The sequence below is a fragment of the Streptomyces sp. HB132 genome, assembly GCF_016909575.1.
In the GTDB taxonomy this organism is placed as follows: Bacteria; Actinomycetota; Actinomycetes; order Streptomycetales; family Streptomycetaceae; genus Streptomyces.
Map to the genome: position 1 here is coordinate 623,104 of NZ_JAFBGA010000003.1, position 13,191 is coordinate 636,294.

The following is a 13,191-nucleotide window of genomic DNA, read 5'->3' on the forward strand; positions in this document are numbered from 1 at the left end:
TTGTCAGTCAGTCGTCGTTGACGGAGTCCTGGCGTCCCCGGCCGATCCCGTGCGCCCAGGCCATGGCCACACTCGCCCGGCCGGGCTGAGCCGAGGCGAGGTCCTCCTGTCCGGCCGCGGCGGTCGTGCGCCGCGGTGCCGCGCGGCGGGGCCGGCGAACCGTCAGGCCGTTCTCGGTGGTGGCGGATGCCACCGGCGGCACATCCGGGGCGGGCGGCGACGGTGCGGGCTCCGCCACCGTTGTCAGAAGTGACTTCGGCAGGAACAGCAGCGCACGGGTGCCCTGGAAGGCAAGTGCCTGCACGTCGGCCTGGAACCCGTAGGCCCGGCCCAGCGCCGCGACCACTCGGAAGCCGACGCGGGGCTGCGCCTCCAGCGCGATGTCGTTCACCAGCGCCCCCGACAACACCTCCCGGGCCTCGGCGACCTGTTCGGGGCTCATGCCCATCCCCGCGTCGTCGATGGTTACCGTCACCCCGTGGTACCCCTCGGTCAGGCGGACCTCCACGTGCGCGGTGGGCGGTGAGTAGCGCAGTGCGTTGTCGAGCAGCAGCGCGAAGGCGTGGATGACAGGGCCCACGGCCCGGGCCGTCACGGCGGTCCCCGGGGTCCCTGACTCCTTGTGCTCGATCCGCTCGAAACCCTCCAGGTAACCCATGGCCGCCCGCACCACGTCGACCACCGTGCAGTCGGGCCATCTCCGCGACAACTTCCCGCCGCTGAGCACCAGGTAGTTCTGCGCCGCGAGCAGCAGCTGCTGGCCGTGCCGGTCGATCGCCATCAGTGACGCGTACGCCTGGTCGTCGGCGTGTTCACGCGCACCCATGCTGACCTGCCGGCTCAGTCGGGACGCGATGGCGACCATGGAGGTGGCGACACCACGCACCACCGCCCAGGTCGCCTCCTCGGCCGCCCTCTGCGTCTCGGCCAGCCGGTCGGCGGCCCCCGTGGCCTCCTCGGCGCGAACCTGTTGGACGGCGTGTCCCAGTGACTGTGCGAGCGCGGTCAACCGTTCGCCGACGGCGGAGCCCTCGATCGATGTCGGCAGCAGGCCGGGAAAGCGCATGCGCGCCTCCGGGTCGGCCTGCACCATGGCCGGCACGACCTCGTAGGCCAGCCTGTCGAGCGCGACCGCGACGGCCTCGAGGTCGGCGGCTTCGGCGTTCCGTTCCCGTGCCAGCCGGGTCGCACGGTGCTCCAGCTTCCTCGCGCGGCGCCGGTAGTACATCGCTGCGCTCCCGCCCGCCAGGGCTGCGGCGAGGGGCACTCCTGTGGCACCTGCCTGTATCAGAAAATCCATCCACGTCTCCCTCGGGCCCACGTCGTCACGTCGACCGCCCCGGACCCGGACCGGCTCGAACACGTGGAACGCGGCCCACCTGGTCCATCAAGCCGGGGCCATCGGCGAGCGAGAAGCGTTGCCATGTCCGGCAGCCCCCGCTACGCATCGGAGTCCAGACCAGCAGCCTCTGCGGGTAATCCGCATACGCCCCAACTACCGCTGCGCGCAACGTTCTTGCGACATCGTCCCCAGAGGCCACCCCCAGGAGACCACCTGGTCTGTTCTCGCGGGCCACAGTGTGCGACGTCACTCGGCGCACGGTCAAGTCAGGTAACTCACCGGCACCATGGGCCCCACGACAGCCCGCGACTCCGAGGAGGCGCGCAGCGTGAGGAGCAGGACGACGAAGGCCGTCGAGTACGCCGGTGAGGGACCACGAGGCAGCCCCCGGCCCAGGGCGCTCGCCCCCGCCTGCGTCGGGTCCTGCTCGCCGCCCTGGGCCGGCGAGGGCGAACTGTGCGTTCCGGCGCCCCGCCTGGAAGAATGCGGAAGTGATCTTGAGTGGGTCGCGCAGCGCGCGCTCCGGCTCTGATCCAGCCGTCCCCTCGGCCCTGCCGCGACGAGGGCAGCGGCGGGAGCATCGCGCACGACCGTGCCACGACACCGCGACAGACGAACGAAGGGCGGGGCGGCAATGGCAGACCGCGCAAGGCCTGGACAACCGACCAAGGGTCGCGCCGGACTGACCCGGCAAAAGATTCTCGACGCGGCCGGACAGGAATTCGAGGCCAGAGGCTACGGCGGGGCATCGGTCAACCGCATCATCGCCGCCGCCGGAGCGACCAAGGGCGCTTTCTACTACCACTTCACGTCGAAGCAGGACCTGGCGAAGAAACTGCTGCAGAGCACGCTGGAAATAGACTTGGCCCCTCAGAGCATCAAGCTCCAGGAAATCGTCGACACAGGCATGCTCATGATTTACCGCACCACCAGGGAGCCCGGCCTGCGGGCCGCCCTGCGCCTGTCCATCGCTCGCGACGCGCCCACCACCTACGGCACCCCGTGGCCCGACTGGATCACACTGAGCATCCAGCAGCTGACCGAGGCGAAGGCGCAGGGCGAGCTGGGACCGGATGTGGACATCCCGATGACAGCGCATCAGTTGGCCGGAGCATGGGCCGGTCTCACCCTCATCACCCAGGTCGTCGACCAGAACCTCGACGAGATCGAGGACCGCATGTGCACCATGTACAAGAACCTGCTGACAGTTGTCGGGAACCCCCGCCACGTCATGCTCGTCGACTTCTCACGCGACCGCGGCCGTCAGGTACACGAGGCTTCCGAGACAACACCACACACGTGACTTCCGCTCCCCGCCCTGAAGGACGGGGAGCCTGCCCGGACGTCGGTTCGCCCTCCGCCGCCTCGGCTTCGGAGAGTTCCACGAGGAAGGCTGTTCGGGAAAGCCGGCGGAGGCCGCTTACCGACCCGGTGCCGGTCCTGTCCGTCGCTCGTGGCGCGCGCGGGCGCGCTGATGGGCCGCGCGGAGCAGCCCACGAACCGCCTCGTCCGTCCGCCGGCCCGGGTTCACCACCGCGAGCCAGGCGGCGGGACCGTGGACGGGGTGGGCGATGACGGCGTCCGTGACACCGGGGTCGGCGTCGACGGCCTGCTCGCGCGGTGCGTGGCCCGTCCGGCCGATGAACTCCTTCTTGCCCGCGGCGACGTTGACGCGGAAGGTGTCGGGGCGGTCCAGGCGCGAACTCTCGTCGCCCGGGTAGTTCTTCGTCACGATCGTCGCGAACGGTTGGGTCGCTTCCGGCACGACACCGTCGGGAGCGTAGTAGAAGAAGACGTCCCCCCAGCTGATCTCCGGTGAGCCGTCGCCGGGTTCCGGTCTGAAGGCCAGGCCCCCGCTGAGCCGTTCCACGAAGTCGATGATCTCGTCGATGGTCATGTGCTCAAGCGTTTCATTAAGGTGCTTGTGGAGACTTCGAACCGGAAACCTGCGAGGTGTTGGGTGCCAACCCTCAAATCGGTCATGCGCACGGTCGATGTGGCGCGTCACGCCGGGTGCTCCGTCCAACAGGTCCGCAACCTCGAACGCGACGGTGTCCTGCCGCCCGCGACGCGGACGGCTGCGGGTTACCGGATCTACGGGGAGACCCACCTGCAGTCCGCACTGGCCTACCGCGCGCTCGCGAGCGGCGCGGGTCCGGTCGAGGCCAAGCGGATCCTCCGTGCCGTGCACGAGCGTCCGGCCGCAGAGGCGCTCGCCGTGCTGGACGCGGCACACGCCGGGCTCGACCGGGAGCGTACGGACCTGGCACTCGCCCGGGAGGCCGTGGCGGCGATCGCCTCCGAGCCGGTCGAAGACGTACGCGCATCGGACTCGATGAGCGTCTTGGAACTCGCCGCCGCGCTCGGAGTACGCCCGTCGACACTGCGGCACTGGGACGCCGAAGGCATCGCCGTGCCCGACCGGTCGCCCCCGCGAGGGACGAGACGGTACTCACCGGCCCAGGCCCGGGACGCCCGGATCGTGCACCAACTGCGCAGCGCGGGCTACCGGATCGACCCGCTCCGGGCGTTGATGCCGCGCCTGCGGCACGGGTACGCGCAAGAAGACGTCGAGGCCGCGCTGACCGCCCGGGACGCGAGCATCACCGCGCGCTCCCGTGCCCTGCTCGACGCCACCGCCGCACTCAGTGCGGTCCTCGCCGCCGCGGGGAAGTGACCGCCCTTCCGTCAACACCCGTCCGGAGCACGCTCCGACGTGTGCTCCGCCGGCTTGTCGGGCCGGGTACGACAGCGGGCCCGACACCGCGCCTGCGGTGTCGGGCCCGTCGGACGGTCGGGGTGTGGGCCGGAGGGCCCGGTCCACACCCCGCCTCACGCGTCAGGCGTGCGAGTCGGCCTTGCGGCGGCGTACGACGAACACCGCGCCCGCACCGATCGCCAGGGCCGCGCCGCTCGCGAGGGCGAGCTGCGACGTCGAGGACGTGCCCGTGGCGGCGAGGCTGCCGCGGACGGGTCCGCCCGACGTGCTGCTCTGCGGCTTGAGGTCCGAGGTGTTCGGCTTGGTCGTGCCCGGCTCGGCGTCGTCGACCTTGCCGGGCTTGCTGCCCGCGGCGGCGATCAGGAACTCGTAACCCTCGAGGTCCGGGCCCCTGCCGCAGGTGCCGTTGTCGTTCCAGTAGTCACCGGCCACGAAGGTGACCCCGTTGCCCGCCGGTGCCGAGGCGTCGATCTTGAGGCGCATCTTGAGGTCGGCGTGGGCACCCGCCCCGAGCCGGCTGATGGGGTCCATGTAGTGCTCGTTGTCGACGTTCTTCCATGTCGACGAGGAGGCGGGCAACCACTGCAGGTGCACCAGGTCGCCGAGGTCCTTGAGGCCGCTCCGGTCGGTCGCGTCGATGTAGGCGAACGGAAACACCCTGTCCATCGTCTCGTCGGAGCCGTTGGTCACCCGGAGTTCGAAGTCGGCCTTCGTGCCCGCGACCACCGTGGACGGCAGCCCCTTGACGACCGTGGTGAGCCGGGCCTCGGAGACGCAGTCGTCGTCGCCCTCCTCGGCAGCCTCTTCCTTCGCCTTGGCCAGCGCCTCGTCGGCGGCGGTCTTGTCGGCGAGCGCCGCCTTGGTGGCCTTCCTCGCCACGCCTACCGCCCGGGCCGCGGCGACCCGCGCGTCGTCCCGCGCGTCCGCGGCTTCCGCGGCCTCGGCATCAGCGGCGGTCTTGACCTCGCCGGCGGCCGTGGCGGCGGCCTCCGCCTCGGCGAGGGCCGTCTCCGCGGCGGTCCTCTGCTCGTCGGTGGCCGTCTCCGGGAGGTTCTCGAGCGCCGCCCTGGCGTCGACGACCGCCTGGTCGGCGTCGGTCTTCGCGGTGGCTGCGGCCACCGCCGCGGCCGCGGCCTCCTGGGCCGCCACGGTCAGGGGATCGGTGTCGGAGCCGGCCGCCTCGAGAGCCGCGACGGCAGCACTCTCGGCCGCTACGGCATCGTCGTAGACGGCCTGTGCCGCGGCGGCGGCCTTCTCCAGCTCCGCGAGGGACGGCTTCTCCTGCGTCTGCGCTGCCGGCTTGCCGTCGGCGAACGCGGGGGTGACCGACAGCAGGACGGCAGGCGTGGTCACTGCGGCTGCAACAGCTGTCGCGAGAATGCGGCGAATCTTCACAAAAGCCCTTCGAGGTTCGGGTAAAGAAGAGAAGGGGTCGCAGCGGAATGGGGCACGCAGATGCGACTCGGGAAGATCGTATGACCGGGTCCGTGATCAGCCGTCACATTTCCTTCACCCACCCCGGCCGACACGGCGACGCCGGGACAGACAGACGAGACGAAAGGGTGCAGTTGCATTCACCGCCCGCGATTTCACTGTGAGGAAGGCCACATGGCGACGTGCGCGTCATCCTGCGTGTCCACGAAGTCGCTCCGGCAGGTGGACGCCTGCCGCCCTCGGGGTCCTCGTTTCCTTCGTGACCGGGAACGATGCGGGGGTGACGACCGCCCGGCAGGACTCGGCGGTTCTTCCGGCGGCTACGGCACCCCCGGCCCCGTCTCAGCGGTCGCGTGAGCCGCTCAGCGGGTGCGCGTTCGCATCGCCGTACGCGTGATGGGGAACGCCGGGGCCGGTGGGTGCCGCGCCCCGCACCGCACCGTACTCCGCGGGCGCCGGTTCCGGCTCGACGAAGTAGTCGGCGTCCCTGCGACGTGCCCGGGCCAACCCCAGGGGACGGGGGGCGGGTTCGAGGTGCGGTATGTGCTTGGAGCAGTGGATGTACGCCTCGTGGAGGGTGATGACCGTCCACAGCACCGGGTGCCGCCCGGGGGCGGGGTCGACGGGTATCCAGGCGTGGACGGCCCGCAGCTCCTGGTCGCCCACGAGTTGGGCGGAGCCGTTGACGTGCAGTCCGACGTGGTCGCGGGTGAAGTCCATGAAGAGCAGACCGATGTGCGGGTTCTCGGTGATGTTGCCGGCGCTGGCCAGGACACCGTTCCCGCGGTACTCGGGGTAGGCCAGGGTCCGGTCGTCGAGTACGGCGACGAATCCGGGAGGACCGCCGCGGAAGGTGGCGTCGCAGTGACCGCGGGCGTCGGCGGTGGACAGGAACACCATCGACTGGCGCTGGATGAATTCGCGCATGGCCTCGGTCAGGTGCGGGTGGACCTGCCGGTCGTAGAAGGCGTCGGCGCGTTCGCTGGTGCCCAGATGGGTCTGCAGCAGGCGCTCTCCCTGCGAGGGGGTGGCGTCGTGGCTGGTCACAACTGGTCGAACTCCTGACCGGATCGGGGCGGCGTGAGGGGCGCGGTGAGGATGGGGGTGTCGAGCGGGTCGTGGTGGATGTGAGCTCGGGGGGTGCCTTGGTGCAGCAGGGTACGCACCGCGGTGGTGACCATGTCGGGCGGACCGCACAGGAAGGCTTCGTGCCGGTCCCAGGGGCCGAACTCGTGCAGCACCTGCGGGAGCGTGCCCTGCTGGCCGGGAATGTTCTCGTGGGAGACGGCCGCACGGACGGACAGCCAGTGGTGGCGTTGCGCCAGGCGCAGCATGTCGTTGAGGCCGTACAGCTCCTCGGCGGTGCGGGCGCCGACGAAGAGACTCACGTAGCGGCGCATTCCGGAGAAGGCGGCTTCCTCGATCAGCGCGCGGATCGGCGCGAGACCGGTCCCGCCGGCCACCAGCAACAGGTCACGGTCACCCGCCGAGGCAAGGGTCATGTCGCCCTGGGGCGGGCCGAGCCGCACCCTGTGTCCCGGGACCGCGTGGTGAACCAGAGCGTTGCTGACCTGGCCCTGGCGGACCGCCCGGACGTGGAACGTCAGCGTGTGGTCCGTGCGCGGCGGGTGGGCGGGGGAATAGTGCCGCCAGGTACGCGGATACCAGGGGGTTTCCATGCTCACGTACTGCCCGGCCACGTACGGGTAGGGCTGGTCGGGCTGCACGGTGATCTCGGCGATGCCGTGGCCGCGGTGCTGATGCCCGACGATCTGCGCCTCCCAGGAGGCAGGGCGCAGGCGGGTGTCGTCGGCGGCGGCCGCGATCATCACTTCGGCGGCGAGGTTGTACGCGTGGGTCCAGGCCGCGGCGACCTCGGGGTTCCACGCGGTTCCGGCGTACCGCTCCAGGGAGGAGACCAGACACTGGCCTACTGCCGGGTAATGTGCGTCCAGCGCCCCGAACTTACGATGGTCCCGGCCCAGCCGGGAACAGAACCGCACGAGGTTGTCGACGTCGTCGACGAGATCGATGATCCGCAGCAGTCCGCGCAGCAGCCGGTCCCGCTGGACGTCCATGTTCTCCGGGAACAACGCCCGCACTTCGGGGTGCCGGGCGAAGAGGATCGCGTAGAAGTAGACGGTCATCTCCGTGGCCTGCGGCGCGACCACCGAGAGGCTCGTGCGCACCAGGGAGATCTCCCGGTACGTCAGCGGGGCGGACGTCACGCTCTGCCCCCGAAGAGCGCGAGGCGGCGACGCCTCCTCGTTCGTCGAGCGGAAACACCGTGGGGGGCAGCGGGTGTCGCACGGAGCGAGGGGATCACCAGGCGTACCAGATGTGCTGACAAGAAAGAGTTCGCAATCTTAGAAGGACGTTCCGTGTCGCTCGGGTTCAGAACAGCAAAAGTGTGATCAGCGGACGAGTCATTGTGCACATGAGGCGCCAGGGCGGAACCCACCCCTCATGTCTCGCCCGTGATCACGAATCTGAGCAATTCGCCCGAAAATCAAGCATCGCGACCAGCCCTCCCCCCAGAATTCACGAGAGCCGGACAAGCCGCATCACCAGGGTCTCCGACGGTCCGGCGCCACCCATGCGGGCTCCGGACAGCTTCAACCCGTTTGCGATGGGTAGGTTCGGTAAGCAAATTTGTGAGATCAAGTGAACATACATGCGAGGGCCGAGTCGCGAGCGGGCGGCCCGACGACTCCCTTGTGCCCGGCCGCACCGGACATACACAGCGCCCCCTCACGGAGAACACGAGGCCTGCGGGCGTCCGCGATCACCCGGCCGCGTCCGGTGCCGGACCTTCGCAGATCGCTGCCCCGGAGGGACGGCCGGGAGCTGAGCGGGGGCGGTCGCGCCCGGTACGGCAGCAGGGCCCGGACCGCGCGTCGCGGTCCGGGCCCTGCCCCGTGCGGTGCCACCCTGCGGCGGCGGTACCTCAGCTCTGTGCGGTGTCGTCGCCCGCCTGCCCGGCGCCCTCGGCCGCGCCTGCCTTCTCGCGCATCTTGCGCACCAGCTCCGCCTTCTGGTCGGCTGCGCCCTGGCGGTCGAGGTTGCGGTGCGGACCGTTGTTCTGCCGTTCGGCGCGGGACAGCCTCTTGCGCTGGCCGCCGCCCATGCCCACGGGGTTGTTGATGTTCTTGCTCACGGTCACGGGTTCTCCCGGTAATGATGTGAAGTGATCTACGGATTCGTCGGTAGGGGACGGGCGGCGACGTCGAAGGACGTCAGCAGGGGCCCATCACGCTCCCGGGACGGGCCGGCCGGCGGAATTCCGGCGAAGCATCCGGCACGTAACCGGCACGACGCCTCTTCCCCGCCCCTCGACTGATGGACGAGCAAGGCCCAGGCTCCCGGTTCGGTGCCGGTGACCTGGGCCTTCGTCGTGCTTCCTGCTGGTGGGCGCGGACGGTTTCGAACCGCCGACATCTGCTTTGTAAGAGCAGCGCTCTACCCCTGAGCTACGCACCCGCGGATGAGCCAACAGATTACATGGCCCACGCCCCCCGTCGGCAATCCGGTCACCCGCCCCCGCCGCTCCCCCGGGCCCTCGGGTATTCGGGGGTGGGGATACCCCCACCCCGGAGACGGTAGCCGTCCGGATCGTGCGCGGGGTGGGCCCGTACATACGGTGAAGCCACATCGGCAGCGCTCCCAGGGGGACTTGACACCATGACCATCCGTTCACGACGCACCGACGCCCTCGTCGCCACCGCCGGGACCGCCCTTCTCGTCGCCGCGCTCAGCGGTTGTGGCGGTACGGACGCGGAGGATGCCCCCGCGGAACACAAGTCGTTCGCCTTCGGTGGGAAGACGCTCACCATCGACGCCGAGAACTCGATCCTGGATCTCGTGCCCGCCGACGTGGAGCAGATCGAGGTGACCCGCCGTTTCGACGGGTGGGTCATGCTGGGCAGTGGGCCGGACCCCGTGTGGAAGCTGGAGGGGGACGAGCTGAGGCTCGAGGTGAAGTGCCGGGGGGTGGTCAGCAACTGTGAGGCGTACCACCAGGTGAAGGTGCCTCGTGGAATGGCCCTGACGGTGCAGGGGGACAACGGGAGGGTCACCGCGGCCGGCTTCGACGTCCCCCTGAAGATCTCCGCCGACAACGGCGAGATCGATGTGCGTGACGTCTCCGGGCCGCTGGAGCTGGACTCCGGCAACGGCTCGATCGAGGCCGCGCGGGTGTCGGGCAGGTCCGTGATCGCGCGCTCCGACAACGGGTCGGTCAGGATCGGCCTCACCCGGGCCCCGGACCTGGTCGACACCGTCAGTGACAACGGGAGCATCTCCATCTCCCTGCCGGCCGGGAAGAGGGCGTACGCGGTGGCCGCGGAGGCCGACAACGGTGAGGTCTCCGTCGACGTGCCCCGTAGCGAGAGCAGCAGGCACGTGGTGAAGGCCCGCAGCGACAACGGCGAAGTCACTGTGCGAAGTGCGAACTAACCGGCCCGTGCGTTCGTCCTAACTGGTGCGAGAATGAACCGGGCAGGGCGAAACGGCACGGGAGAGGGATGTGACGGCGACACCTACGCGGCCGCAGGGGAAATCGAGTGCTGGTTCCGCCGTCCGGGACGTCCTGGTGCTGATGCTGCTGCCGGTCCCTCTGGTCCTCGCGGCACTGCCGGGCGCCTTCGCGGGCGGCGGCACGCGGCGCTGGTTCGGGGGTCGCGGGGAGAACCAGCGGGCCGACGCACAGGCGGCGAAGGACGCGGCGGCAGCCGCCTTCTACGACCTGGACACCGCTCAGCGCGATCTGCGGATCTCCATCGAGACGATCACCGCCGTGGACAGCTCCCCCCGCGCCCGCAGGACCGCGGAGGACTTCGCCGCGCTGGGCCGTCGGATCGACGAGGTCAGCCATCAGTACATCACCGCCGTCGACGCCCACGACCTCGACCGGGACGACCTGGAACCCTCGGCGGCGGCCGGTGCGCGGACCCAGCTGACCCGGGCGAAGGACGAGCTCGTACGGGTGAAGGGTGAGCTCGACCGGTTCGCCCAGGGCCTCGGGACACTGCTCAGCAGCGCGGAGACCCAGCTCGCGCGGCTCGCTCCCGCCGTGGAGCGGGCCCGTCAGGCGTTGCTCGCCGCGAGCAACGCCCTGGACGCCGTACGCGCGTCCGGGCTGCGGGCGGACGATCTGGCCGCCCGGCTCGCGGCCCTCGCCCCGGAGCTGACCAAGCTCAACCAGGGCGCCGGGCAGCACGGCGTGGCCGAGACACTGCAGCGTGCCGACCAGGTGTTGCGGGACGCGGAGGCGGTCAGGTCGGAGGCGGACAGGCTTCCCGAGCGGGCCGCCGAGATCGACCGCAGGCTGGTTTCGCTGCGTACCCGGGCCCAGGCGCTGACGACGCGCGCCGGGCAGGTCGAGCCGGTGCTCAGCGAGCTCCGGCGGCGCTTCTCGGCCGCCTGCTGGCAGGACCTGCAGCCGGTTCCCGAGCAGGCGGCGGTGAACGTCCGGCAGGCCGAGGCGAAGCTGACGGAGGCCGCCACGGCACGGTCCGAGCAGCGCTGGGCCGATGCGACGTCCAGGCTGAGTACGGTCCGGGCCCTGCTCAACTCGACCGACGAGGCGGTGTCCGCCGCCGGCGACCGGCTGCAGCGGCTCGATGCGGTGGCCAAGAATCCGCAGGCTGAGATCGACCGCACCCGGTTCGCGATCCGCGACGCCCAGCGCCTCGCGATGGCCGGGCGGAACACGCCCGACCCGCGCCATGCCCGGCCGCTGGACGACGCCGTGGCGCGGCTGGACCGGGCGGTCGCCGGGCTCGACGGGCGCCACCCCGACTACTGGCACTTCCTGACCGAGACGGAGGCCGTCCGGCAGACGGCGAACCGGGTGGTCACCGCGATCCGCGAGGAGCTGGGCGGCGGCGCCTGACGCGGCGCCCGGCCTCCGTGCACCGCCCTCGTGCCGCCTTCGCCGACGCGATCAGCCGGGGCGACCGGCCGGCGCGCGACCGGGGTGACCGGCCGAGGGGGCGGCAGGGGTGACCGGTTCAGCGGCCGAGCACCCGGCCGGCCGGCGACAAGCCGCCCGACAAGCGCTGATTTGTCCCCCGCGGCCGGTGGGCCGATCCTGGTAGTACGCAGCGGCTCCCGCCGAGGCGTCATGGCCGTATTCGGCCGAAGGAGGCCGTCATGGCCGCACCCGTCCTGCATCCCGCGCACCGACGCGGCACGCCCATCCGTCGCAGGGCCATCCGCCTCGACGAACACCTGCCCGTCGATCACAGTCTCAGCCGCTTCTACCGTGTGGGGGCGGGCCTGATGGGCCTGCTGCTCCTCGCCTTCGGCATCCTGGGCCTCATCGACCGCATCGGGTTCTTCGACACCGGCGGTGACACGGTGGGTGGCCTCAACACCAACGGCGCGCTGAGCATCCTGTCCATCTGCGTCGGGCTGCTGCTCTTCGTCGGCATGGTCATCGGCGGAAACTTCGCCTCGACCCTGAACATGGTCCTGGGCATCGCCTTCATCATCAGCGGCTTCGTGAATCTGGCTCTGCTGGACAGCAGCATGAACTTCCTGGCCTTCCAGATGCAGAACGTCCTGTTCAGCTTCATCGCCGGGCTGCTGCTCATGACGTTCGGCATGTACGGAAGGGTCAGCGGCGGCCTGGCGCACGACAATCCCTACTGGCGGGCCCGCCACCCCGAGGAGGTCGCGCGGCAGGAGCGCCGAGCTCCCGGTCCGATGCCCGAGGTCACGAGGGGTAAGAGGCTCTAATCTGGGGCCATGCCCCGTTACGAGTACCGCTGCCGCCCCTGTGACGAGACCTTCGAACTGAGCCGTCCCATGGCCGAGTCGTCCGATCCCGCCTCCTGCCCCGCCGGACACGAGGACACCGTGAAGCTGCTCTCCACCGTGGCGGTGGGTGGCTCGGCGTCCTCCGCACCGGCTTCCGCGCCCGCGGGCGGAGGCGGAGGCGGCGGTTGCTGCGGTGGCGGCTGCTGCGGCTGAACCCGGGGCGCCCCACCTCTCGCGCGGGCAGGAGCGGCGCCCCGCTACTTCCTGCGCGAGAGCGTCAGCCCGTCCGACACGGTCAGCAGCACGCTGTCCATCCGGGCATCGGCGGCCACATGGTCGTTGAAGCCCCTGATGGCGGCGGTGTCCCCGGTGGCCAGCGGATCGGTGACACCGCCGTGGAAGAGGACGTTGTCGGTGACGACGAGCCCGCCGACGCGCATCCTCGGGACCAGTTCCTCCCAGTACGCGATGTAGTTGCCCTTGTCCGCGTCCAGGTAGGCCATGTCGATGTGCGGCTCGTCCGGCATCGCGCGCAGGGTGTCCAGCGCGGGCGCGATCCGCAGGTCGATCCGGTCGGCGACGCCCGCCTTCTTCCAGGCCTCCAGGCCGTACGCCGTCCACTCCTCGGAGATGTCGCAGGCGGTCAGCACCCCGTCGGCGGGCAGCGCCCGGGCCATCGACAGCGCCGAGAAGCCGGTGAAGGTACCGACCTCGACGATGTGCCTGGCACCGGTCAGCCTGACGAGGAAGGCGAGCAGCGGCCCCTGCTCCTGCGCCGACTGCATGCCCGCCACACCGGGCAGCTCGGCGTAGGTCGTCTCCACCAGCTCCTGCTGCACCGCGTCCAGCGGAGGGTTGTGGGCCAGCGTGTACGCGTACAGCTCGTCGGTGATCTTGGTGCTGTTACCTCTGGTCATCGGCGTCTCCTCGGTTC

13 protein-coding genes and 1 tRNA gene are annotated in these 13,191 nt (G+C 70.6%); 6 read left to right on the forward strand and 8 right to left on the reverse strand.

From position 1 onward, the window contains the following. Nucleotides 1–7 precede the first annotated feature (7 nt). Nucleotides 8–1,300, reverse strand: a complete 1,293-nt coding sequence (locus JOC24_RS10535; RefSeq protein ID WP_205019924.1) for an ATP-binding protein — start codon at nucleotides 1,298–1,300, stop codon at nucleotides 8–10. A gap of 676 nt (nucleotides 1,301–1,976) precedes the next feature. Here JOC24_RS10535 and JOC24_RS10540 point away from each other — a divergent pair. After that, nucleotides 1,977–2,645, forward strand: a complete 669-nt coding sequence (locus tag JOC24_RS10540) for a TetR/AcrR family transcriptional regulator (RefSeq protein WP_205019925.1) — start codon at nucleotides 1,977–1,979, stop codon at nucleotides 2,643–2,645. Between the two features lie 117 nt (nucleotides 2,646–2,762). Here JOC24_RS10540 and JOC24_RS10545 read toward each other — a convergent pair whose 3' ends face one another. Further along, nucleotides 2,763–3,239 (reverse strand): DUF6194 family protein, encoded by a 477-nt coding sequence (locus JOC24_RS10545; protein WP_205019926.1) that lies wholly within the window; start codon nucleotides 3,237–3,239, stop codon nucleotides 2,763–2,765. Between the two features lie 84 nt (nucleotides 3,240–3,323). Between JOC24_RS10545 and JOC24_RS10550 the strand changes: the two genes are divergently transcribed. Then, nucleotides 3,324–4,019: a MerR family transcriptional regulator gene (locus JOC24_RS10550; RefSeq protein WP_205019927.1), complete on the forward strand. Its 696-nt coding sequence runs from the start codon at nucleotides 3,324–3,326 to the stop codon at nucleotides 4,017–4,019. A 162-nt stretch (nucleotides 4,020–4,181) separates the two neighbouring features. On the opposite strand, the gene JOC24_RS10555 is transcribed toward JOC24_RS10550, so the two are convergent. The 5 genes from JOC24_RS10555 to JOC24_RS10575 all read right to left on the reverse strand — a co-directional run bounded on the left by JOC24_RS10555 (nucleotide 4,182) and on the right by JOC24_RS10575 (nucleotide 8,975). Next, nucleotides 4,182–5,456: an LPXTG cell wall anchor domain-containing protein gene (locus JOC24_RS10555; protein ID WP_205019928.1), complete on the reverse strand. Its 1,275-nt coding sequence runs from the start codon at nucleotides 5,454–5,456 to the stop codon at nucleotides 4,182–4,184. A gap of 381 nt (nucleotides 5,457–5,837) precedes the next feature. After that, nucleotides 5,838–6,542 (reverse strand): pyridoxamine 5'-phosphate oxidase family protein, encoded by a 705-nt coding sequence (locus JOC24_RS10560; protein ID WP_205019929.1) that lies wholly within the window; start codon nucleotides 6,540–6,542, stop codon nucleotides 5,838–5,840. Continuing rightward, complete coding sequence (locus tag JOC24_RS10565; RefSeq protein WP_205019930.1) at nucleotides 6,539–7,723, reverse strand: globin domain-containing protein; 1,185 nt, start codon at nucleotides 7,721–7,723, stop codon at nucleotides 6,539–6,541. The genes JOC24_RS10560 and JOC24_RS10565 overlap by 4 nt, the downstream gene beginning before the upstream one ends. Before the next feature lie 719 nt (nucleotides 7,724–8,442). Next, nucleotides 8,443–8,658, reverse strand: a complete 216-nt coding sequence (locus JOC24_RS10570; RefSeq protein WP_030988248.1) for a DUF6243 family protein — start codon at nucleotides 8,656–8,658, stop codon at nucleotides 8,443–8,445. A gap of 242 nt (nucleotides 8,659–8,900) precedes the next feature. Further along, nucleotides 8,901–8,975, reverse strand: a tRNA-Val gene (locus tag JOC24_RS10575). A gap of 201 nt (nucleotides 8,976–9,176) precedes the next feature. On the opposite strand from JOC24_RS10575, the gene JOC24_RS10580 reads away from it, so the two are divergent. The 4 genes from JOC24_RS10580 (at nucleotide 9,177) to JOC24_RS10595 (ending at nucleotide 12,470) form a co-directional block, all read left to right on the forward strand. Continuing rightward, nucleotides 9,177–9,950, forward strand: coding sequence for a DUF4097 family beta strand repeat-containing protein (locus JOC24_RS10580; RefSeq protein WP_205019931.1), 774 nt, complete (start codon nucleotides 9,177–9,179; stop codon nucleotides 9,948–9,950). Nucleotides 9,951–10,020: 70 nt separating this feature from the next. Next, the gene (locus tag JOC24_RS10585; RefSeq protein ID WP_205019932.1) at nucleotides 10,021–11,388 is read left to right on the forward strand and encodes a coiled-coil domain-containing protein; all 1,368 of its coding nucleotides are present in this window, start codon (nucleotides 10,021–10,023) and stop codon (nucleotides 11,386–11,388) included. Between the two features lie 260 nt (nucleotides 11,389–11,648). Then, the gene (locus JOC24_RS10590) at nucleotides 11,649–12,236 is read left to right on the forward strand and encodes a DUF4383 domain-containing protein (protein WP_205019933.1); all 588 of its coding nucleotides are present in this window, start codon (nucleotides 11,649–11,651) and stop codon (nucleotides 12,234–12,236) included. A gap of 9 nt (nucleotides 12,237–12,245) precedes the next feature. Next, complete coding sequence (locus JOC24_RS10595; protein WP_205019934.1) at nucleotides 12,246–12,470, forward strand: FmdB family zinc ribbon protein; 225 nt, start codon at nucleotides 12,246–12,248, stop codon at nucleotides 12,468–12,470. Nucleotides 12,471–12,514: 44 nt separating this feature from the next. Here the strand turns inward: JOC24_RS10595 and JOC24_RS10600 are convergent, their stop codons facing one another. Then, nucleotides 12,515–13,174 (reverse strand): O-methyltransferase, encoded by a 660-nt coding sequence (locus JOC24_RS10600; protein WP_205019935.1) that lies wholly within the window; start codon nucleotides 13,172–13,174, stop codon nucleotides 12,515–12,517. Nucleotides 13,175–13,191: the final 17 nt, after the last annotated feature.